This window comes from Desulfogranum marinum (assembly GCF_016918565.1).
GTDB lineage: Bacteria > Desulfobacterota > Desulfobulbia > Desulfobulbales > Desulfobulbaceae > Desulfogranum > Desulfogranum marinum.
In genome coordinates, this window is sequence record NZ_JAFFQD010000044.1 from 1 (window position 1) to 23,058 (window position 23,058).

Consider the following 23,058-nt stretch of genomic DNA (forward strand, 5'->3'; position numbering starts at 1 on the left):
GTGGGGCGGGCGCACCTTTGGTTACCGCTGAAACAACAGGGGAATCTTCACTTTCGACCTTGACCTTGTTCCTGCTACGGATCATGTAAAAATATTCGGTATTGTCAGCAAGTTTTCCATAGCGTTCATATGAGTTAGCACTGCCGCGGTCCAGGTAACTTTGTCGGTCGCGGTCATCAATTGCTGCGATTTTAGTAAAGGTCTCGGCCTCTTTGGTCTTCCGATAAATGACATAGCCAGTGACATCGGGATCCTGTGCACGCTCCCACGAAAGGGGAACCTGGCGCAGATCGTTTCCCGTAGCCTTAACCTCGGGAACAGCCTGGGGTTTGCCTTTGGTCGTAATTGGAAAAGGTTGGCCTGGTATGCTTGCAAGCCCGTCGTTGTTGTACCCGATAACTGTGTACCAGTAGGTGGTGGCATCCTCGAGGTTTTCGTCTTCCAGGATTAACGGGGAGGCATTATTGTGACTTGGTTGGCCTACAGGGGAGAATATATCGGTAGCAGCTTTTGCGCGAAGCAGCTGGTAGCGAGTGTGGATGGATTGAGGTGCCGGCTGGATAACTACTTGTATTTTTCGTATGTCCCCTTGCTTGGAGGCAACTATGGGAGCAGGAATTCCGGGTGTGTAGATCGCTCCCATGCGGACAAGGCGATCCAATAAAAGCTCGGTGGCTTGTTCGAGCGCATCGGTAAAAGCGGCGTTATCCGGTGGCGGCGTATCTGCGGTGTAGGGGATTTTTATGGTAACCTTCCACGCAGGTTTTGCGGTTTGGATGTCCCACAGGGTAATGAGGATTCGATAGTGGTTGTCAGCAGCAGCTTTATTTTCTGAAGATGACCGGGGGGGGCTGATTGAGCCGGTGATAATGCCTCTGCTTTGCAGCTTTTTCCCTGTTTCGACCACAGAAAGTTGTGCGCTTTTCTTTGTGGTGTTGTCTCCTGCTTTGTCGAGCAGGAAGTCAGTCTGGCTGGTTGCCATGAGTGGATATTTATTTGTTTGGTCAAGCCGGGTATGGAAAAAAGAACGTAATTCTTGACGTGCCGGGTAGCTGCCGGTGAAAGGGAGAATGGCTACTTTATGGAAAAGTGCCGATTTGGCAGCAGGTCGGATAGTTATGTCGATGGTTGGCTTAAGGTCGGGTTCTGCTAATGCGTGTGCCGGATAAAAAACATGCAGCAAGAGGGTCAACGTGATAAGGCATATGCCTTTGAACAGACCTCTCTGTCGGTAATACCGCCTGGTAGGGTTGCGATGGAAATGGTGTCGTCTGCGGTTATTTAATTTGCTCGGCAAGCGTTCGCACATGTTCTTTGGTTTCATTGAGGTCAAAGGTTAGGAGTTCCCTGTTGTGGACAACGAGCTGTCCATGAACAATAACCGAACGGACAGTGGAGGCACTGCCACTGTAAACAAGGGTGTTGGCGGTGTAGAATGGCTGAAGCTGGGGATTCTGGATATCGAGCAGGATGATATCAGCAATGTTGCCGGGAATCAGTGCGCCGATATCGCCGTCCATGCCCAGGGCCTGAGCGCCGCCAATGGTTGCTGCATGAAGAATGTTTTCTGCAGGGATGCCGACCGGATCAAGTGCAGGTAGTTTTTGAATCTTGGCGCAGATGTCCATTTCGCGAAACATATCAAGGGTGTTGTTGGAGGCGCATCCGTCAGTACCAAGCCCTACCCGCATGCCTTTTTTCAGCATCAGCGGTACAGGCGCAATTCCTGAGGCAAGCTTGAGGTTGCTTTGTGGACAGCTGATCACGCTGCATCCATGTGTGTCCAGGATGTCGATATCCTTTGCATTGACCCATACGGCGTGGACACAGACTGTGTGGGTGTCCAGGACGCCGATGGCCTCAAGGTGCTGGACTGGTGTCGCGCCCTGCGCCTGATGAATGTGTTGTATCTCGTCGGCTGTTTCCGCAAGATGGATAAAAAAAGGAACCTTTTTTTGTCGGGCCAGCTTTTTGGCGTGGACAAGGGTTTCTGTACAGCATGTATAGGGGGAGTGGGCAAAAAGTGCCGGGGTTATCAGTGGCGTTTTTCCTGTCCAGCTGTCGATAAAGGCTTCGGCTACGTGCAATGCCTTTGCAGGATCAGGTACTCCAGGGGCTGGAAAATCAATGATAGCCTGGGCAGGCATAGCCCGTATTCCTGTTTCAAGAAAGGCCTGGCTGACTTCCTCTTCAAAAAAGTAGGCGTCTGCCACGGTCGTTGTCCCGCTGAGAAGCATTTCAGCTGCTGCAAGTTTGCTGCACCAATAAGCCATTTCAGGACTCACGTGTTTGGCTTCGGCCGGGAAAATATGCTCATTGAGCCAGGACGAAAGGACGAGGTCGTCTGCCATGCCGCGAAAAAGCGTCATCGGCGCGTGACAATGCCCATTGACCAACCCGGACATGGCCAGATGTCCTTGTCCGTCTATGACTGTCCCCTTGTCTGGTTCCGGGCATTGATCCATGGGACCGGTCTGCACGATACGCTCATCTTTAATGGCGATAAATCCATGGGGGATTGATTCGTTTTTTGCCGGATCCGGGACAAGGTGACAATTTTTAATAAGGAGATCAATGGTCATAAAGAAGGTCGTTGGATGTAATTTTTTTGTTATCTGCGCCTCTAACGTATGCTGCATTATATGAGCCGTTGATTTACTGCCTTTTCGCCCAATCTCTTCGTTATGTTAAAAAAAATAATCCTCGGAATATCCATTATATGCCTGTGGTTATTTTTTTTAACATGCCTCGACCTTGAACGAAAATTCTAGTAAATCAACAGACTCATTATATGTGGCGCTTTGTCTCATAACTGCTTGCAAAACGCATAAGAGATGTGTATCACAGGTGGCAGATTTTTCATTTGTTTTTATGTAACTACTCACGGAGTTGATAACTCTTTGATTTATCATAGTTGAAATCTGTAACTGCTTACAGGTGCCTCATATTTGGACAGGCACGATATTTCGCTATAGCCTATCTATGCGGGAGATCGTGACCGTCCGAAGATGAGGTGCCTGTGAGTAGTTACGTTTTTAAAAAGACTATACTCGAGTTAACTGCAAGGTGGCAAGGTGATATCCCTTATGCCGCGTGCCGGAAAAGTTGTCGAGTTAATTATAGCATTATTCTATCTATATATTGAGGGTTTTATGGGGTTTCGTTGTGGTATTGTCGGGTTGCCGAATGTTGGTAAGTCGACTATTTTTAATGCGCTGACAGCCGCAGCTATTGATGCGGAAAACTATCCTTTTTGTACTATTGAACCAAATGTCGGGATTGTCCCCGTCCCTGATGAGCGCCTGGATATTTTGGCTGATCTGGCCAAAACCAAAAGTAAAGTGCCGACCCAGATGGAGTTTGTAGACATCGCCGGTTTGGTGAAGGGGGCCAGTCAAGGCGAAGGACTGGGCAATCAGTTCCTGGGGCATATTCGTCAGGTCGATGCCATCCTCCATGTTGTTCGTTGCTTTGAAGACGGCAATATTGTGCATGTTGATGGCGATATAAATCCTTTGCGCGACATGGAGGTCATTTCCATGGAGCTGATTCTGGCTGATATGGAAACCGTTGAAAAGCGCATGGTAAAGGCACGGAATCAGACCAAGTCAGGCGACAAACAGGCCATTGCTGAAGTCGCATTTTTAGAAAAATTACAAGGGCTGTTCAATGACGGCAAACCTGCAAGAGTTATTACTCCGGAAAATGATGTGGAGAAAAATCTCTTGCGCGACCTTTGTCTGCTGACAACCAAGCCCGTTCTCTATGTGGCAAACGTCAATGAGGATGACTTGATCAGCGGCAATCAATATGTAGAGGAATTAACCAAAGCCGCCCAGGAAGAAAATGCCTCTATCGTTACGATTGCCGGTGGAATTGAGCAGGAGCTGAGTCTCCTGGACCCGGAAGAGCAGCAGGAGTTTTTGAGTGATCTGGGCCTGGAAGAACCTGGACTGAACCGATTGATTCACGCCGGCTATGATTTGTTAAACCTGATCACCTATTTTACAGTGGGCGAAAAGGAAACAAGGGCGTGGACAATTACCAAGGGTACCAAAGCGCCGCAGGCTGCAGGCAAAATCCATACTGATTTTGAACGAGGATTTATCCGAGCAGAGGTCATCGCTTATGACGACTATGTTGCTTGCCGTACTGAAGCAGAGGCCAGAAGTAGAGGGGTGATGCGTTCTGAAGGCAAGGAATATGTCTTTAAGGATGGTGATTGTGTTCATTTCCTCTTTAATGTCTGATGGTTGCGTAGAAAATGAGTCAAAATTCACTGAAAAAAATATTTATCGCTCAGTTGCAGCAGGGACAGCAGGTGAGTGATATTTTTCTTCTCTCCCGCAAAACACTTGCTGAAACCAAGGCTGGAAAACCTTACCTTGCCCTGGCCTTGATGGACAAGACCGGGGAGATTGAGGCCAGGTTGTGGGATGATGCTGTCCGTTATGATGCAGAGGCTGATGTAGGCGATTTTGTCCTTGTTAATGCTACCGCCAAATCATACCGTGATCAGCTCCAGCTCGGAGTCTCTTCTCTGCAGCATGTCGACGATGCGCAGGTACAGCTGGAACAGTTTATGCCCACCAGCAAACGACCCTTGGCTGAAATGGAAGCTGAATTGCAAGTTGTTATCGGCAGCGTTCAAGATGCGCCGCTTCAGCAGCTGTTGCAAGCAATTTTTCAAGGCGAGACCCTTGAGCGGTTTGTACGGGCGCCTGCTGCCAAAAAAATGCACCACGCCTACATAGGCGGTCTGCTGGAACATACCCTTTCCATAATCGGCATGGCTGTCAAAACGGCGGAGCACTATCCCATGATTGATGGTGATATGCTCGTAGCCGGTGCCCTGCTCCATGATATTGCCAAAATCAGTGAGTTTGATTTTGGCTCCGTGCCTTTTGATTATACAGACCAGGGGCGATTGGTTGGTCACTTGGTATTGGGGGCGGAAATGGTTAGGCGGGCTGCTGAAAATATCCAAGGCCTTGACAGGGATAAGGTTGACCGTGTCACCCATTTGATTCTTAGTCACCATGGTCAACTCGAATTCGGGTCACCTGTATTGCCGATGACTCCTGAAGCCATGTTGCTCCACCATCTTGATGATATGGATGCAAAGATGAACTATATGGAGCAACTCTGTGACAAGATGGAAGAGCCGGGTTGGCAGTGGACTGCCTATCAGCGGCCATTGGAAAGATTTTTGTATCTCCAGGGGCGTGGTGAAGAGCAAGATGTGCCCATGGCGCCACAATCCGGACAGAGCAAACAGGGAGCGCCTCGAAAATATACGCGGCTGAGTAATGGGCAAGCTAAGCAGAAGCAGCAGTCCTTATTTTAAGGCGGCCCTGCGGGGTGCGTGTGAGCAGTTACGTTGATTTGACCATGGTGGCATTTGACCAAATTCGAGGGCAAAGTAAAGCCAAAAGACTGTTAGGAAGAGCTTTGGCGGGCAGCCGTCTTAGCCATGCGTATCTTTTTTCCGGTCCCACCGGGGTGGGAAAGGCGACCATGGCTGCAGCTGTGGCCGATATACTCCTGTGCGAGTCTCAACAGGGAGATCAGCCTTGCGGCGTTTGTCCGGGGTGTGCAAAAATGCTTTCCGGCAATCATCCTGATTATATTCGCATCACGCCCCAGGGTGCGGCGATTAAAATTGATCAGATTCGGGCCTTAAAAGAGGCGTTGGTTTTCTCCCCGTTTGAGAATGGATACCGGGTTATTGTCCTGGAAGATGTGCATACCATGCGCAGAGAGGCCGGTAATAGCCTGCTCAAGCTGCTGGAAGAACCGCCCCCGAATAATATTTTTATTTTGATTGGTTCATCTGCGGAAGCACTGTTGTCGACCATTGTCTCCCGATGCCAGGTTGTCCCCTTTTTTTCTTTGCCTCTTGCAGATGCGGCAAAGGTTATCACCAGCCAGTGTCCGGAACTAGAAGCAGAGAACGCGCTTATGTTAGCCGCGCTTGCCGATGGTTGTCCCGGGCAGGCCCTGAGTCTGGAAACAGAAGGATTGTTCGAAATATACACCCGCTTTGTAGACAGGCTACGGCAACCGTACCCTAATGAGGCGGTGAGAGTGGAAAATGCACTTGCGTTTGCCGGGGAAATTAGCGTCTTGAAAGAGGCTTTGCCGGTCCTGCTTCGATTGTTTCGTCTCTTTTTTAAAGAGGTGATGATGGTCAGGGTTGGAGGAAAAAATGAGCAGAGCTGTTCACCTGAGGTGGCTGCTGTAAGAGAACTATGGAATTTGAATCAGCTTTCTGCTAAGATAACCGCCGTTGACCTTGCGGAAAAAGCATTGACCAGAAACTGTAACCGGGGGCTGGTGTGCGAGGTCTTGATGCTGGATTTGTTGTAAGTGTTTTTTATACTATTTCGATGAGCTTGGAAAAGTTTATCATTTGCTAATAATGGCTACGTTAAAATGTAGGTATATTAGGTAATCGTTCACTAGGGGCCATCGTTTAACGAAAATATTAGTATCTGAACTGCCCATCGGTGTTAACGTAATGGTTTAGCAGCGTGCTAAATTTCTCGGTACTTAGGTAGGGGACTGATTTTTTTTCATGGTTTTTTTATGAAAATTAATCTGTCTCCCGGGTTTAAAAAAGGAATAAAATCAGTCCCCTGTCTGTTTCGGTAAATAATTGGCTGAGTTTCATGGGTAATCAGAATTTTTTATGGTGTGATGGCATACACTGGGTATGTCGAATGCCATCAAAAATGTCACTAAGCAGTAGGCAGAAGTTTATACGGTGCCATCAATTCTATCGGTTTCTAACTCCATATTATGGCTGATTTTCAAGAACAGCACGACCCGCCATCAGCGGAACAGGATCTCGCACCCGTAGATCAACCTTCCTATTATCGGATTCGTTTTCGTCAGCAAGGGCAGGAATTCACGGCAGATACCGAGCTGCATGACCTGGAGCATGGGCATATTGTCATTGTTAAGACCGAGCATGGCAACGAACCGGCGATAGTGGTGGGAAAAGCTGCCGGTCTGGTCAATAAAGCTCTTGGGCGTCCTGTGACGTACAGCATTTTTCGTCACGCATCTGCAGAAGAAGCAGAGGAATATGAGCAACTGGCGTATTTGGAAAAGGATGCTTTTGTTTTTTGTCAGAAGCAGGTAACAGCCCTTGATCTGCCAATGCAATTAGTGCGGGTTGAGCGGTTTTTTAATGGTTCCAAGATTATCTTCTATTTTACCGCCGAAAATAGGGTGGATTTCAGAGAGTTGGTCAAGGTGCTTGTCCAGGAATACCGAACCAGGGTAGAGATGCGCCAGATCGGCGTCCGCCACGAAACACAGATGATCGGCGGGCTTGGATCGTGCGGTCGTGAACTGTGCTGCTCAAGCTTTCTCAAGAAGTTTGAATCCGTCTCGATAAAGATGGCGAAAACCCAAGACCTGCCCTTGAATCCGGCGAAGATTTCCGGCGTCTGCAATCGACTTCTCTGCTGTCTCACTTATGAATACGATAACTACCGCAACATGAAGCGAGGCATGCCTCGAGCAGGCAGATCTATTCGTTTTGATGGAGAAGTGTATAAAATTATACGGCAAATCCCTTTGTCCGGATCACTGCTTGCGTTGAATTCCAGGGGCGAAGAACGCCATTTTGAAGAAGAGGAATGGCGGGCGGCAGAATTGATTCAAAAGCCTTCGCCTCGAAAGACCCAAGCAAAGAAGGGAACGCCGACGAAGACAGAAAAAAAGGAATAGGGAAGTCAGCTCTGTCTAATTGAAATCTGATTACCCATCAAACTCAGCCGTTTATCTATCGAAGCAGGCAGGGGACTGATTTTATTTCTCTTTTAAACCCGGGAGACAGATTAATTTTCATAAAAAGCCATGAAAAAAAATCAGTCCCCTACCTCAGTACTGAGAAATTTAATCTGTCTCCCGAGTCCAAAAATATTTGGCTGAGTTTTGTACGTAATCAGAAATTGAAAAGATTGATCATCAGAAATTTAATAATTTATCCCATAACAAATATATCGTGCCATGAGTACTTACGTTACCACACCTATTTATTACGTGAATGCCATGCCTCACCTTGGGCATGCCTATACAACCATTGTTACAGATACATACAGTCGTTTCCGTCGGCTGTGTGGTGATGATGTCCGCTTTCAAACCGGTACTGATGAGCATGGGGAAAAAATAGCAGAAGCAGCTGCAAAAGACGGCATCTCTCCGCGTGAATACGTGGATAAAATTTCCGCCCGGTTCCAGGCTACCTGGCCGACACTCTCTGTTGCCCAGGATTATACTATCCGTACTACCGACAAAGACCATGTCAAGACTGTGCAGGATATTCTGCAGCAGGTGTATGATAACGGGGATATCTATTTTAGTGAATACTCCGGCCACTACTGTCAGGGATGTGAACGGTTTTTGACCGAGAAGGAACTGGTTGACGGCAAGTGTCCTGACCACCAGGTTGCTCCGAAGCAGATCTCTGAGCAGAATTATTTCTTCAGGATGTCCAAGTATCAGGACTGGCTGGTGGAACATATTAAAGCCAATCCCGAATATATAACCCCGGAACGTTACCGAAACGAGGTGCTTTCTTTTTTGAGCGAACCGTTGGAGGATTTGTGTATTTCAAGGCCTACCTCCCGGCTGACCTGGGGGATTCCACTGCCGTTTGATGATAAATTTGTCACCTATGTCTGGTTTGATGCCTTAATCAATTACCTCACTGGAATTGGCTATCCGAATGGACCTGATTTTGAAAAATACTGGTCTGTGGCAGAACATGTGATTGCCAAGGATATCCTGAAACCGCATGCGATCTACTGGCCAACCATGATAAAGGCCATGGGGCTGCCACCCTATAAAAGGCTGCATGTTCATGGATACTGGAATGTGGACGAGACCAAAATGTCCAAATCCATCGGCAATGTCATTCGACCTCATGACCTGATTGATGCATATGGGGTGGACACGGTTCGCTACTTTGTGCTTCGTGAGATGAGTTTTGGCTTGGATTCATCGTTTTCCACCGAGGCCATCATTGCCAGGCAGAATTCAGATCTTGCCAATGATCTTGGTAACCTGTTTTCGCGTTCCCTGACCATGATCGTCAAGTATGCTGACGGCAAGGTACCTGCGCCGGATCAGGACCAGATAAGCGAAAGTGATCGTGAGCTGATGCTTGCCCTGGAAAAAATGCTTGTTACCTATGAGCAGCAGATGCAGCAGTTTAATTTCCACAAGGCTTTACAGGCAGTATGGGAAGTCATTGGGTTGCTCAACCGCTATATTGTGACCAATGCCCCTTGGGAGCTCGCCAAAGATGAGACTCAAGCCAAGCGATTGAACAATGTACTTTATTCCCTTGCCGAGGCCCTACGAATAATTACCTTAGTATTGCGGCCCATTATGCCTGATGCTGCCGAGAAAATGGCTGTAGCGCTTGGTCTTGGTGAAGCCTTGCAGAAAGCCACTCTACCCGAGGCCGGCAAATGGGGCGGGAGCGAAGTCGGCACTGCGATTTCTTCTCCGAAACAGTTGTTTCCACGTATGGAAAAGAAAAAAGAACAGCCAAAACAAGCGCAGCCCGAGCAGTCAAAAAAAGGGAAAAAGAAAAAGGAACAGCAAATAACTGAAGACGGCTTGGTCACCTTTGACCAGTTTGGTAAGTTTGAGCTGCGAGTTGCAGAAATAACGGCAGCAGATACAATTCCAAAGGCTGATCGATTGTTGAAGCTCACCGTGCTGGCCCCTGAAAAACGTACTATTGTGGCTGGTATTGCCGAGCATTACAGCCCGGAAGAGCTGATCGGCAAACAAGTTATTATTGTCGCCAACCTGAAACCTGCTAAACTACGGGGCGTCTTATCACAGGGCATGGTGTTGGCTGCAAAAGAGAAGTTGGAAGACGGTACCGAAAAGCTGGTGCTGTCTACCGTAGCGGGATCGATAGCTCCAGGAAGTCGGGTTGCCTGATACGGCGGTACTAGTGATTTACAATGCAGGTGAACGAGTAGCTCTCTTCCCTGCGGGTACAATACAAAATATACAGGAAATATTTTATGTTCATGCTGAGTAATTTTCTTTTGGCTGTAGCAAAATTATTAAACTTTGTGCTGAGTGCCTATATCTGGGTTATAATCGGCCGTGCGGTTATTTCATGGGTCAATGCTGATCCTTATAACCCAATCGTCCGTTTTCTCATCCAGATCACAGAACCGGTACTTTCTAAAATCCGCAGAGTGCTGCCCCCCATGGGCGGGCTTGATTTAAGCCCAATGCTCCTCATTCTTGCGGTCATTTTTCTGCAGAGCTTTTTGGTGCCGACCCTGCAGCAGATAGCCATGGCACTGCAGTAAGGTTTCGTTTGAGGTGAAGCCTTGGAGTATTCATAATGATGGGGCGGTGGTCAATGTCTATGTCCAACCCAGAGCCAGTAAAAATGAGGTCGCCGGGATACACGGTGACGCAATAAAAATTCGTTTGACCACCCCACCGGTAGACGGCAAGGCCAACAAGGCCTTGCTTGCTTTTTTCGCCAAGCTGCTGCATGTATCAAAGTCCTCGGTCTCCTTACAGAGTGGCCACCAAAACCGTAACAAAGTAATTAAGATAACAGGCATTAAAGAAGAGCAACTTCGAACTGCCCTCGATATTTAAAAGCTCATTTTTTAAATATTTCTATTCCGGGAAAGGTTGGGAGTAGGTAGGAGGTAGGGGACTGATTTTTTTTCATGGCTTTTTATGAAAATTAGATAGCGTAGACTTCGATCTGTCTCCCTAGGTTTAGTGGGGGAAGGAGTGAAGCTTAAGGACAATGTATGAGCGAGCAACAAGAAGAGAAAATTATCCTGGCAAACTGGAAGGCTAATTTTTCACCATCACGAGCTGCACAGTGGTGTGAAGAGTTTAGCGCCGCGTATCAACCTGTTGCAGGTATGGAAGTGGTCATTGCAGTACCATTTTTATGCATGGAGGAAGTCGGCCGTAGATTGAATGAGCTTGAAGGCGTATCGCTTGCAGCGCAAACCGTGTCTCCCTATCCGCAAGGAAGCTATTCCGGTTCGACACCTGCTGCCTGGCTCCGAGGTCTTGCTAAGTATGCGCTGCTCGGGCACCGTGAACGGCGCGATTATTTTCATGAAACTGCCCAGGATGTGGCAAAACAGGTATATGAATCATTGGCTGAGGAATTGGTGCCCATAGTCTGTGTCGACCAGGACAATATTAATGCACAGACGGCTATTTTTGATACAGAGGATCTATTAAAAATACGGTGGGCGTACACCCCAAAAGATGCCGAACAGCTGGAACGAGCCCATGGCAATCAATCCATTGAAACTGCGGTGTCCAGTATCTCAAAAAAGGTCGGCCACCAACCGGTCCTGTACGGAGGTGGAGTCAACAACAGCAATGGAGGCCAGATCCTCGAACTACCAGGGGTACAAGGCATCATGCTTGGTAGAGGCTGCCTTGATGCCGCTGCCTTTGCGAAATTGGTTCAGTCAGTTTAAACCCGGGAGACAGATTAATTTTCATAAAAAACCATGAAAAAAAATCAGTCCCCTACCTCAGTACTGAGAAATTTAGATAGCGAAGACTTCGATCTGTCTCCCGGGTTTAAAGAGAAATAAAATCAGTCCCCTGTCTGTTTTGGTAGATAATTGGCTGAGTTTTGTACGTAATCAGATTTTCTTTTGCCCACTACATAGCCATCAACCGCCTTATCCTCTCCTCCATAGGCGGATGAGTGGAAAAAAGGTTGGCTATTGACCCACCTTTAAGTGGATTCACAATATACATCTGCGCAGAAGCAGGATTAACATCCATGGGGATCTGCTCGTTGGCACTTGATAGCTTGTTCAATGCGCTGGCAAGTGATTGCGGATGACCGCAAATCTCAGCACCGGTGGCATCTGCAATATATTCCCGACTCCTGGAAATCGCCATTTGGATTAGCGACGCAGCCAAAGGCGCAACAATCATCATCACAATCGCAACTATAGGGTTGCCTCCTTCGTCGTCATTGCTTCTTCCCCCGAAAATCATTGCCCATTGGGCCATGGTTGCCAGGTAAGAGATAGCTCCTGCCATAACCGCAGCAATGGAGCCAATCAGGATGTCACGATTTTTAATGTGCGCCAGCTCGTGGGCAAGCACCCCTTCCAACTCATCCCGGTTAAGCACCCGCATAATGCCGGTTGTAACCGCTACCGCAGCATGATCAGGATTCCTGCCGGTCGCAAAGGCATTGGGAGTCTGGTTATCAACCACATATATCTTTGGTTTGGGAAGTTGTGCTCGAGCCGCAAGCGATGCGACCATGTTATGCAGGTCCGGTGCCTCAGCCTCTGAAACCTCCCTGGCCTTATTCATGGCCAGGGCCATTTTATCTGAATTCCAGTAGGCAAAAAAGTTTAATCCCACAGCAAACAAGAGGGCAATCATCATGCCTTGCTGCCCACCCATAGCCTGTCCTGCAACCATGAAAAGAGCAGTTAATGCTGCCATTAAAATGAATGTTTTCATTGTATTCATGGGACCCCTCCTGGTTAATCTAAAAGGTCAATAGACTGATTATTACAAGGTGTAACGTAGGGTGGATAAGCGCAGCGCATCCACGCGGAATTCTACACTCGGGAGACAGATTAATTTCTCAGTACTGAGGTAGGGGACTGATTTTTTTTCATGGTTTTTTATGAAAATTAATCTGTCTCCCGGTTTAAAAGAGAAATAAAATCAGTCCCCTGTCTGCTTCGATTGATAAATGGTTGAGTTTAGTACGTAATCAAATAAATAAGTATTTTCGCTAAAAAATGACAGAAGTAAAAGCGTGGAATCAGCCATCAAGCGAGAATATTTCCGGCAAATTACGATATATTTCAGCATGGTCCAAACCATAGCCAATCAGAAACCCCTTGTTGAGAGAAAATCCTGGGTAATCAATGGACACATCAACGGCTCTTCGTTCGGTTTTGTCTATTAAGGTGCAGACTTTCACGGAATTTGCACCAATCTCAGCAAAATGATTTATCAACCACGCCATAGTGTGGCCAGTGTCCACAATGTCTTCCACAAGGATCACATCTTTTCCCTTAAGATCAATCTCGGATGGCTTGGACAAACGAATTGTCCCGGAAGAATGGGTAGCATCGCCATAACTGGCAACACGGATAAAATCTATTTCCAGGTCCAGGTCAATTGCCCGGCAAAGATCTGCTAAAAATATAAAAGCGCCATTAAGAACGCCAAGCAACACAACTTTTTTACCACTATAATCCGCAGTAATTTGTTTGCCAAGCTCGTGTATGCGGTCGTTAATCGCAACCTTGCTAAGAACTTCTTTTCTTTTACCCATTATGATTAGTTTTTAACCTGCCTATAAATAAGTAATTTTCAACCTATACCTAAAGAGTGCTTTGAATAATTAGGGATTTTGTCCAAGGTCAAGGCATGCGATAAAAAATACCACAGGTATATAAATAATATTCCGAGGATATTTTTTTGAGCATAACGCCGAGATTGGGCGAAATAACAATTATTCAAGGTGCTCTTGTTTCCACTCCCTCAGCAAAACATTAGCAGTTTCCTTTTCACTAAACGACTGTTGACTGGCAACCACCTGCTCCATCTGCTCAATTGCCTCATCTTTCTTTTCTTCGCCAAACAAAGCAAGTGCAAGATGATAACGAAGAATAGGGTTGTTTTTATCGACTTCCACAGCCTGGGCAAATTCATTACGAGCAAGACTGTAGGAACCGCGCTTGTAATGCACCCATCCGAGCGTATCTATAATATGCGCGTTGTCCGGCAATTCCTGCTTGGCAATCATAGCTAAACGTAAAGCTTCACCAAGATCAGGATCAGCGCTTTCAGCAATCATCCAGGCCAGATTATTGGCCGCAGGCGCGAAATTAGGATTACGCTGGAGCGCATTTTTATACGCCTCCATGGCCAATTCGGTTTTTCCTGTTTGTTCGTAGATAGCACCGAGGCCCATGTAAGCGCCAATGGTGTCTGGTTGTTTCGCGAGCAAATCTTTATATTCGGCAATGGCCTGCTCTGTTTTTCCCTGTTTGGTCAGGATGAGGGCGCTCATCGCATAAGGGCGCGGGTTTTGCGGGTCAAGTTCCTGCGCTGTTTTATATGCTTCTAATGCTTTTTCAGGCTGATTTGAACTGAGCATAAGATTGGCAAATAAAATCTGCAATCCGGCGCTGTCCGGAGCCTTGTCTATTTGCTTGCGAGTCATCGCAATTAAGGCGTCTTTGTCTTGGCCTTTTTCTTGCGACAGTTTCAGTAAAAAGGTAAACGCTTTTGCATTGCCTGGTTGAACAGCCATTATTTTTTCAAAAGCTTCTTTAGCTTTATCCGGTTGTTTCAAACCAAGATAAGCCAAGCCAAGGTTGCCTAATATTTCAGGATTGTTCGGCACCTTTGCGTCAAGTTCGGAGAACATCTTTTCCGCATTTTCAAATTCCTTGGAAAAAAGGACTCCTTTTGCAAGCAGCATAGCGGCCTGGAAATTTTTCGAATCGATTTTTAAGGCAATGGCAGCCTCTTTTTTCGCTTCGTCAAAATTACCCTCTTGCAGGAGAAGCAAGGCCAGCATGGAATGTGCCTTGGCATGGCCCGGATTTTTTTCAATCGCCTCAAGCAAGGCATTTTTAGCAAGATCAGTCTGTTTCAGGTTACTATGCGCTATGGCCTTAACGAAAAAGACTTCACCCCATTTAGGGTAGTCACTGACCAAGGCAGATGCGATATCTAATGCCTCTTTTGGTTTGCCGTCGTTAATGTAAAATTTGGCCTGCACAAGCTTGGCACCACCGTTTTTAGGGTTGGTGCTCAGTACTTCTTCCATTATCTGTTTGGCCTGCTCAAATTGACGTTGTTCAAAATAGAAGTCAGCAAGTTTTGCTTTAATGTTTTCCGGAGTTTCAGAAATCTCAATCGCCTCTTTGTACAGATCTTCGGCTTCCTGCTTTTTGCCGCGTTTGCTAAAAAAATCAGCCACAGAAACTTTGAGCCCGGCATTATCGGGAGCTATTTCCATTGCCTTAAGCAGTTTTTGCTCGGCACCATCGATATCGTTTTGCCGCAGGGACAGAGAGGCCATCTGCAGATACGGCTGCGGTGATTCCGGAAAAGCTGCAGCCATATCTCCTAATACCTTTTGAGCTTTATCAAACTGCTGTTGACTCATATAAAACGAAACCAAGGTAACGTAGTTCCCTTGTTTCTGGTTGTTTATCTCCAGCGCTTTGGTAAAGGCGGATTCTGCTCCATCGTATTCTTTTTTAACGGCTAAAATTCTTCCCTTGATGGAATAAAGGCGGTCTTCGTCGGGCGCGATGGCCAGAGCTTTATCAATACTCTCCAAAGCCAGGTCGGCATTGCCATCTATAAGTTCCAGATTGGCAAGCAGGGCCAGTCCATCTTTATTATTCGGATCTTTGGCCAGTACATCCTCAAGGCTGGTTCTCGCCTCTTCTTTTTGTCGTCCAAGCAGATAAAATTCGGCAGTCTTTACTTTTGCGTCAAGATTGTCAGGATCAAGTGTTGCCGCACGCTGTAGCTCTCCAAAGGCTTGACGAGGATTGCCGTTCTCCAAATACAGAAGACCCAGTTGATAACGGGCCTCAGCAAATTTCGGATCTATCTGGATGGCATTGCGGAGTTCAATTATTGCTTCTTTGTCCTTGGCCTGCTCAATATAGACCATGGCCTTTTTAAAGTGGATTTCCTTGTCCTTGGCAGGATCCTTACAGCCGGATAAAAGCGCCAATAAAGTAATAACTACAATGGCTACAGTATAATAACCCAAGCTTCTCATTCGCATGACGACTCCGTCGAATTTGAGTAATAAAAATTGTGCATGTACGGCACCTTATCAAAATATGAAGGAAAAAAAAAGTTTGCTTTTCAGTAAATAATTGAATACTTCGGGAAAAGACAATTTTTGTGGTGCGCCCTTTTGAAGAGACGCTCCAATTCGCACTTGTCAATATCTGTGGATTTTAGCAAGAGAGTACGTCGTATGGGTGGATAAGCGCAGCGCGTCCACGCGGAATCAGTAGCCTGTCATTCGTGGATGCGCTATCGTTTAGCACCCTACGCTTGCCACCGAGCATTATTTTCTAGTATGCCGCCCGAACTGGGTCCAAATATCATCTATGGACGAGCACAATGAATTTCGCCTGCTTGACCTCTCTTTACTTTACAGGTAACATATTCTAATTCCATTTTTTCAGAAAAAATCATGGAGCGAAAAATGAAAAAAGTAACCCCCCTGGCAATCGGCTATGCAGTTTTTTTCATCGCCATTCTTTTTCTGGCACTGCCATGCATTGCAGCAGAATCAACCAGCGATGTACCGGTCGACAAAGCAATGAAAGAACAACTACGTCAGGAAATAATGGGCAAGCAGGCTCAAGCAGCTGCTGATGACGAATATATTATCGGCTATAGAGATATCCTGTATGTCGCGATATACGGCGAAGGCTCCATGAGCGTAGGTGCGGAGGGTCCTTCTTCAGCTACGGCAGCCCCCGAGGAAGGGGGCGATTTTATTCGCGGGCGTGGTACCGGAGCAGAGGTGCGAATGGATGGGAGAATGTCGCTTAAACACATTGGTGATGTGTATGTGGTCGGCATGACCTTGACCCAACTTGCCGACTACCTACAAAAAATCTATAGCTCCATCTATGAGAGCCCAAGTGTGACCACCACTTTGGTCCAGAGTAACAGCCGACAGTATACCATGATGGGCCAAATACAATCACCAGGTCTTTTTCACCTTGATTTCCCTCTTACGGTCGTCAAAGCTGTTGCCAAAGCCGGAGGGTTTACCGAGTGGGCTAATTCTGAAATTACCATTATCCGCCAACCCAATCCCCTTGTTGCTGGTGGAGAAAAAGGATCTGATAAAAAAGGACAAACATTCACCTTTGATTACGACGATTTCCTAAAAGGCAAAGACCTGGAAAAAAATATTATGCTCAAACCCGGTGACATCGTCGTCGTCCATTAAATTAGCTGTTCGAATCATGCAGCACTGAGGGGACTAGGGGCAAGCAACGTGCAGAGGGGACTGATTTTATTTCTCTTTTAAACCCGGGAGACAGATCGAAGTCTACGCTATCTAATTTTCATAAAAAACCATGAAAAAAAAATCAGTCCCCTACCTAAGTACTGAGAAATTTAATCTGTCTCCCGAGTCCCAAAAAAAATGGCTGAGTTTCATGGGCAATCAGAATTCAGTTTGCAGTATTTATCTAGGGCACAAAGGCTTTCGCCCTTCATAATGCCTAGAAAAATTTAATCTGTCCCCGACATACTGGACAAGTCCTCAGCTAGCTGGTCGAACCATGTAGCACTGAGGGGACTGATTTTATTTTTCTTATAACCCAAGTAAAGCCCATTCAGCTTGCAGTATTTATCTAGGGCACAAAGGCTTTTGGCCTTCATAATGCCTAGAAAATTTAATCTGTCCCCGGCATACTGGGACAAGTCCTCAGCTAACTGTTCGAACCATGCAGCACAGAGGGGACTGATTTTATTTTTCATATAAACCAAGTAAAGTCTATCCAGTGTGCAGTATTTATATAGGGCACAAAGGCTTTCGCCCTTCATAATGCTCAGAAAAATTTAATCTGTCCCCGGCTATTCTGGATCAAACGGCGGAGCAGAAAAGAAAGGACAACCATTCACCTTTGATTACGACGATTTCCTAAAAGGCAAAGACCTGGAAAACAATACCATGCTCAAACCAGGTGACATCGTCGTCGTCCACTAAATTATCGGAATGAAAGGGTAGAAGGGGTAAGCAACACACAGAGGGGACTGATTTTATTTTTCATATAAACCAAGTAAAGTCTATCCAGTGTGCAGTATTTATATAGGGCACAAAGGCTTTCACCCTTTATGATGCCTAGAAAAATTTAATCTGTCCCCGGCTATTCTGGATCAAACGGCGGAGCAGAAAAGAAAAGACAACCATTCACCTTTGATTACGACGACTTTTTGAAAGACAAAGACCTGGAAAACAATACCATGCTCAAACCCGGTGATATCGTCGTCGTCCACTAAATTATCGGAATGAAAGGGTAGAAGGGGTAAGCAACATACAGAGGGGACTGATTTTATTTTTCTTATAACCCAAGTAAAGCCTATCCAGTGTGCAGTATTTATATAGGGCACAAAGACTTTCGCCCTTCATAATGCATAGAAAAATTTAATCTGTCCCCGGTTTAAAAGACGGAAAAGAAGTTACTCGCAACCACAAAAACAATTATACACAATGAAACTCCAACTCCCCATCATCTGCACCACCATCCTGCTGCTGCCTTTCTCAACGTCAGCACGGGAAACCATCGTCAATGGCACCATCGGCACAGGCGTAGATTACTGGGAACGAACCTACGATAACGATACAGAAGACACGGACAGCGACAATGGCGATAAAAGGCAGATTGGCATATGGCCGGAAATTGCAATAACCTCTCTAGGAATAAAGGATTCTCTGTCTTTTCGTTATGCGCCTGTTTTTAAGTATGATGATGTGACCAGTAGCACGGATATAGACCACTATCTAACCCTTTCTGGCGAACGTTTGATGACCCGTAACTGGTCATTTTCCTTGGCTGATAACTTTGTACTGAGCGATGACCCATATTTTTCAAGCGAAAGTTTTGCTGAAGGCAGTCAAACAGGGACCGAGGATACCGAGGCAGAAGAAGTAACAACCACAGTAACCCAGGAGCAACAGACAACCTCCCTCACAGGAGATGAGCTCTCCAAAGATGCAGGGCGACAACGATACTGGACCAATGCCCTCTCAGCAAGTACCAACTACACCTTCAGCGAAACCGGTTCCCTGGGTGGTGGCTATACCTATAAAGTGTTGAGAAATGATTCCGACAGTGATGACTATGATGAGTACGACAAGCACTCCTTTTTTGCCAATGTAGCGTATTGGTTCAGCCAGTCGTGGCAAACCTCCCTTGGCGTAAATTATATTCGTGGCCTGTATGATGAGGATGAGGAGGCATCGCTGGTAGAGATAAGTACGTCTACAACTGCTGAAACTGAAACACTTGAACAGCTGGATAACTTGTCAGACGATTTTGATGAATATGGTGCTGACCTGCGTGTAGATTATATCCATAGCACCAGCGATTCAATCCCTTTTGTGTATGATTTTACGGGTACAAAGTACGATGAGGAGCTTCGTCAGGATAACTATGCTCATAACCTAAGCATAGGCTGGGACCATGCCTTTGATTCCCGTACACGACTTATAGTTGGTGGCGGGCCTTCCTATGCAGATGCGGAAGGCGTACAAGGAGAATGGGATTATAACCTGTACTTGAACTTCACCCGCGAGTATGAACACGCAACATTCGCCCTGCTTCTCGATAAACGATACGACACCCAAAACTTCACAGGTAGCAATGATTCAGGGCTGAAAGACACCTATAACGCAAAAGCTACTTACAACTACCAACATACCCAAAATTTATCATTTGATGTTTACGGGGCTTATCGTTGGGAATCAAATTATACGCCTCGAGGAGAATATTTAGTCGCTGCAGTAGCAGAAGAGGGGCTCCCACAAACAGACGATGCTTCCATTGGCGACCTCACCTATGAAAAAAATATTTATGAAGCAGGTGCAGGTTTAAGCTATAGTTTCATGAGGTATTTTAATACAAGTTTGCGATACACCTATTACGTCTCCGATGGCGAGCTTGATTCCGACCAATATTCCGACCACCGATTCATGTTTACGTTGACCGCCAGTAATGACCTTTGGAAATGGTAAAATTAACCAGTTCTTGTTGAAATAATGAAGATATCCCTGCCACGCACTCTTATTCTTTTGGCCATGTTTGCGGCCACCTTCTTCTTGTTACAGGATGTAGCAGGCGTCCACCGTACCCCAATTCTACAGCCTCTCGCACTTTTCCCTACACATCTGGGCGAATGGAATACGGTTTCTTCACGTAAGTCAGGTGAGGAGGTTATTAAAATGCTGGGGGTGGATGACTACATTGAATACAATTATGTCAATCAGGCAGGGAAAAGAGTTAATTTTTATGCGGCCTTTTATGAAGCTGTCGGCAATGGAAAGGGATACCATTCTCCCAAAAATTGCATTCCAGGCGGAGGATGGGGTATAGACGAGATCAACACAGTTGATATCACCCCAGACGGATATGAACGTTCGGTAACCGTTTCTGAGATGATAATTAGAAACAGAAATGAATACCAGGTTGTCTATTACTGGTTTCAAAACCGAGGGAGAGTAATTGCTTCCGAATACTGGGAAAAAATCTTTCTTGTTACGGATGCAATTCTTAAAAAACGAAGAGATGGTACCTTTGTTAGGCTAATGGCCTACGCAGAAGATGGTGATATCGAAATGGCAAGAAAAGCGTTAAAAGATATTTCTATACATATTCTACCAGAACTTGATAATTTTTTACCTGGAAAAGTCTTATAATGATCCCTCCTGCTACTCACCAAGAACAGAGAAATGCGTACGGTTATCTTTGCATTGGTTTAACTCTGCTTGCCGTAGTTGGTCTATACTTTCCTGTTTTGGTAGAGCTTGCAGCAGATTGGAAAATAAACGATAACTACTCACATGGTTTTTTTATTCCGTTAATCAGTGCGTATATGATCTATACGGTGAGATCTGATTTGAAAAGTATACCTGTCTCACCTGTGAATTGGGGTTTTCTTGTGATATTGGCAGGGTTAGCTCAGCTGTATATCGCCACCGTCGGATCTGAGTTTTTTCTTCAGCGAATTTCCATTATCCCTGTTTTAATTGGTATATGTTTATTCATGCTCGGGTACCGTATAACAGGTAATGTATTATTACCGCTTCTTTATCTTGTTTTTATGGTTCCGCTTCCAGCTATTCTCTGGAACAAAATAGCATTTCCATTGCAGTTATTTTCCAGCGCAATAACAGAAAATGTTGTCCAAATGCTGGGTTTACCTATTTTTCGAGAAGGTAATGTCCTTCATCTTGCTCAAACAACTCTGGAAGTGATAGATGCTTGTTCAGGTCTGCGTTCATTAAATACTATGTTCGCCTTAAGCATAGCGCTGGGGTGGTTTTCAGGTTTAGTCGTTTGGAAAAGGTGGGCTCTTTTCTTTTTCTCTGCGCCAATTGCTGTTTTTGCTAACACTGTGCGTCTTGTTCTGACAGCTGTCCTCGCTCATTTTTATGGAGAAAAGGTTGCTCAAGGTTTTCTGCATGAATTTTCAGGACTTTTTACATTCATATTTGGGTTGATTCTATTGATTTTAACAAGCAATATTTTACTTAGAGCTGATAAGACTGAATGAGTACCGCTCTTGCGGAAGGTTTTCTTTCCTATCAATAGATAATAAAGTAATAAAGAGTTATTTTTGAGGGGTATTTTGTATTTTTTCATTCCAAGTTTACTGCGTATTGTTGCAACATTATTGATCTTTATTTTTCATTTTCAGGGACTGTATGGGCTGGATAATACAAATATTGATTTTCTAGCAATATGTATATTTTGTTTTTTGTCGGGTTTTCTTGCTTACCCTATTGAAGGTGCAAAGTTACAATGGTTCTTTAAAAAGTATATTCAAATAATGGCTCCATTCTGGACTGTTTATATTGGGGTCGTTTGTATAAATTTGTTTATTCAATACAAAGGACAAGATTTAATTAGTTTTATAGTAACTTTTTTCTTTGGAGGCTTATTTATAGTCGACCCTTTATATGTTATTTCTTGGTTTATAACCTTTATTCTTGTCCTTTACTTAATGCTTGCTGTTTGTACAAGTAGTGAGAGTATATATATTAATTTGATGTACGGCTTTTTGTCAGCTTGTTGTTATTATTTTTTTGTAAAACAGTCGTTTTTTTATTTAGCATTTTTTGTTGTTGGATGTATTGCAAAAAATAGCACTAGTTTTTCTTCGATTTTGAAGATGGATTATATGCCGACTGTGAACGTGAATTTGCCGCTTGGTGTGCTACAAGACAGGTGTTATTCTTTTTTTCTCATCCATGGTTGTGTTTTACTCTTTTTTGTTAAGATGATTGATTTAAGACCTTCCCTTTGTTTCATTTTTTCATTAGTTATCACTTCGTTTTTATCTCATTATCACTACCTGTTTTCTAAAAATATTTATATGCTCATTATCAAGGGTAAGTAGAGATAGTAGTTATGCAAAATGAATGGTTAGTGAACTACCTGACAATTGATGTAGAAGAGCATTTTCAGGTCGCCGCTTTTGAAGATGTTATCTCAGCCGATGATTGGCACAATCAGCAATCAAGAGTAGCCAATAATACCTCGTCCATCTTGGGGCTACTTGATAAGCATAATGTTAAGGGGACATTTTTTATCGTCGGCTGGGTGGCTGAAAAACATCCTGAGTTGGTTCGTGCCATACAAAAGGCAGGGCACGAGATCGGTTGCCACAGCTATTCCCACCGAAAAGTGTATGATCTTTCTCCTGAGCAATTCAGAGAGGATACCCAAAAGGCAAAATATATTTTGGAAGATATAACAGGTGAGCCTGTCAACGGTTACAGAGCACCAAGTTATTCCATCACCCCAAAATCACTTTGGGCGCTTGATATACTCGAAGAGTTAGGCTTTACCTATGACTCATCCATTTTTCCTATCTATCACGATAATTATGGTATCCCTAATGCTCCCAGGTTCAGGTATGAACATGCAAAGCAGAAGTTAATAGAGTACCCTATTTCCACAGCCTTAATTTTTGGCAGAAAAATACCCGTTTCCGGTGGCGGCTATTTTCGACTTTTTCCTTACTGGTTCACGAGAATGGGATTACAATCAATAAACGAAAAAGAACGACAGCCTTTCATGTTTTATCTCCATCCTTGGGAGGTCGACCCGGGACAGCCTCGTTTTAAAAATGCTAGCCTGCTCTCAAAGTTTCGCCATTACAATAATCTGAACAAAACGGTAGACCGACTGGAGCACCTCCTGCATGATTTTTCCTTTGGACCGATCAATTCGGACTGAGTAATTAAAA

19 protein-coding genes are annotated in these 23,058 nt (G+C 45.2%); 14 read left to right on the plus strand and 5 right to left on the minus strand.

Annotated features, from left to right (window positions below):
* Both JWH17_RS19215 and JWH17_RS19220 read right to left on the minus strand, forming a co-directional pair.
* On the minus strand, positions 1-1,309 hold a 1,309-nt coding region (locus JWH17_RS19215; protein ID WP_205224290.1), incomplete at its 3' end, for a fibronectin type III domain-containing protein.
* Complete coding sequence (locus JWH17_RS19220; protein ID WP_232371202.1) at positions 1,278-2,639, minus strand: amidohydrolase; 1,362 nt, start codon at positions 2,637-2,639, stop codon at positions 1,278-1,280. The genes JWH17_RS19215 and JWH17_RS19220, both read right to left, overlap by 32 nt.
* 513 nt (positions 2,640-3,152) lie before the next feature.
* On the opposite strand from JWH17_RS19220, the gene ychF reads away from it, so the two are divergent.
* The 8 genes from ychF (at position 3,153) to JWH17_RS19260 (ending at position 11,510) form a co-directional block, all read left to right on the plus strand.
* Positions 3,153-4,250 (plus strand): redox-regulated ATPase YchF, encoded by a 1,098-nt coding sequence (ychF, locus tag JWH17_RS19225; RefSeq protein ID WP_205224318.1) that lies wholly within the window; start codon positions 3,153-3,155, stop codon positions 4,248-4,250.
* Positions 4,251-4,264: 14 nt separating this feature from the next.
* Entirely contained in the window at positions 4,265-5,347 is a 1,083-nt protein-coding gene (locus JWH17_RS19230; RefSeq protein WP_205224291.1) for a 3'-5' exoribonuclease YhaM family protein, read from the plus strand.
* Between the two features lie 20 nt (positions 5,348-5,367).
* Entirely contained in the window at positions 5,368-6,369 is a 1,002-nt protein-coding gene (holB, locus tag JWH17_RS19235; RefSeq protein ID WP_205224292.1) for a DNA polymerase III subunit delta', read from the plus strand.
* A gap of 432 nt (positions 6,370-6,801) precedes the next feature.
* Entirely contained in the window at positions 6,802-7,740 is a 939-nt protein-coding gene (locus JWH17_RS19240; RefSeq protein ID WP_205224293.1) for a PSP1 domain-containing protein, read from the plus strand.
* A 282-nt stretch (positions 7,741-8,022) separates the two neighbouring features.
* Entirely contained in the window at positions 8,023-9,972 is a 1,950-nt protein-coding gene (gene metG / locus JWH17_RS19245; RefSeq protein ID WP_205224294.1) for a methionine--tRNA ligase, read from the plus strand.
* A gap of 86 nt (positions 9,973-10,058) precedes the next feature.
* Positions 10,059-10,355 carry a YggT family protein gene (locus JWH17_RS19250; RefSeq protein ID WP_205224295.1) on the plus strand — a complete coding sequence of 99 codons (297 nt, stop codon included), beginning with the start codon at positions 10,059-10,061 and terminating at the stop codon, positions 10,353-10,355.
* Positions 10,356-10,368: 13 nt separating this feature from the next.
* Entirely contained in the window at positions 10,369-10,656 is a 288-nt protein-coding gene (locus tag JWH17_RS19255) for a DUF167 domain-containing protein (protein WP_205224296.1), read from the plus strand.
* A gap of 161 nt (positions 10,657-10,817) precedes the next feature.
* Positions 10,818-11,510: a triose-phosphate isomerase gene (locus tag JWH17_RS19260; RefSeq protein WP_205224297.1), complete on the plus strand. Its 693-nt coding sequence runs from the start codon at positions 10,818-10,820 to the stop codon at positions 11,508-11,510.
* A 190-nt stretch (positions 11,511-11,700) separates the two neighbouring features.
* On the opposite strand, the gene htpX is transcribed toward JWH17_RS19260, so the two are convergent.
* From htpX to JWH17_RS19275, 3 genes are all read right to left on the minus strand, one after another.
* Positions 11,701-12,534 (minus strand): zinc metalloprotease HtpX, encoded by an 834-nt coding sequence (gene htpX, locus JWH17_RS19265; RefSeq protein ID WP_205224298.1) that lies wholly within the window; start codon positions 12,532-12,534, stop codon positions 11,701-11,703.
* Positions 12,535-12,835: 301 nt separating this feature from the next.
* Positions 12,836-13,354: a hypoxanthine phosphoribosyltransferase gene (gene hpt, locus JWH17_RS19270; protein ID WP_205224299.1), complete on the minus strand. Its 519-nt coding sequence runs from the start codon at positions 13,352-13,354 to the stop codon at positions 12,836-12,838.
* 180 nt (positions 13,355-13,534) lie between these two features.
* Positions 13,535-15,838 (minus strand): tetratricopeptide repeat protein, encoded by a 2,304-nt coding sequence (locus JWH17_RS19275; protein ID WP_205224300.1) that lies wholly within the window; start codon positions 15,836-15,838, stop codon positions 13,535-13,537.
* Between the two features lie 432 nt (positions 15,839-16,270).
* On the opposite strand from JWH17_RS19275, the gene JWH17_RS19280 reads away from it, so the two are divergent.
* The 6 genes from JWH17_RS19280 (at position 16,271) to JWH17_RS19305 (ending at position 23,048) form a co-directional block, all read left to right on the plus strand.
* Positions 16,271-17,029, plus strand: coding sequence for a polysaccharide biosynthesis/export family protein (locus JWH17_RS19280; protein WP_205224301.1), 759 nt, complete (start codon positions 16,271-16,273; stop codon positions 17,027-17,029).
* A gap of 1,269 nt (positions 17,030-18,298) precedes the next feature.
* The gene (locus JWH17_RS19285) at positions 18,299-19,822 is read left to right on the plus strand and encodes a hypothetical protein (RefSeq protein WP_205224302.1); all 1,524 of its coding nucleotides are present in this window, start codon (positions 18,299-18,301) and stop codon (positions 19,820-19,822) included.
* Between the two features lie 24 nt (positions 19,823-19,846).
* Positions 19,847-20,503 (plus strand): exosortase C-terminal domain/associated protein EpsI, encoded by a 657-nt coding sequence (locus JWH17_RS19290; RefSeq protein ID WP_205224303.1) that lies wholly within the window; start codon positions 19,847-19,849, stop codon positions 20,501-20,503.
* Positions 20,503-21,360 carry an exosortase/archaeosortase family protein gene (locus tag JWH17_RS19295; RefSeq protein ID WP_205224304.1) on the plus strand — a complete coding sequence of 286 codons (858 nt, stop codon included), beginning with the start codon at positions 20,503-20,505 and terminating at the stop codon, positions 21,358-21,360. Before JWH17_RS19290 ends, JWH17_RS19295 begins: the two co-directional genes overlap by 1 nt.
* Positions 21,361-21,435: 75 nt before the next feature.
* Positions 21,436-22,206 (plus strand): hypothetical protein, encoded by a 771-nt coding sequence (locus tag JWH17_RS19300; RefSeq protein WP_205224305.1) that lies wholly within the window; start codon positions 21,436-21,438, stop codon positions 22,204-22,206.
* 11 nt (positions 22,207-22,217) lie between these two features.
* A complete protein-coding gene (locus JWH17_RS19305; protein WP_205224306.1) occupies positions 22,218-23,048 on the plus strand; it encodes an XrtA system polysaccharide deacetylase in 831 nt (276 codons plus the stop codon).
* Positions 23,049-23,058: the final 10 nt, after the last annotated feature.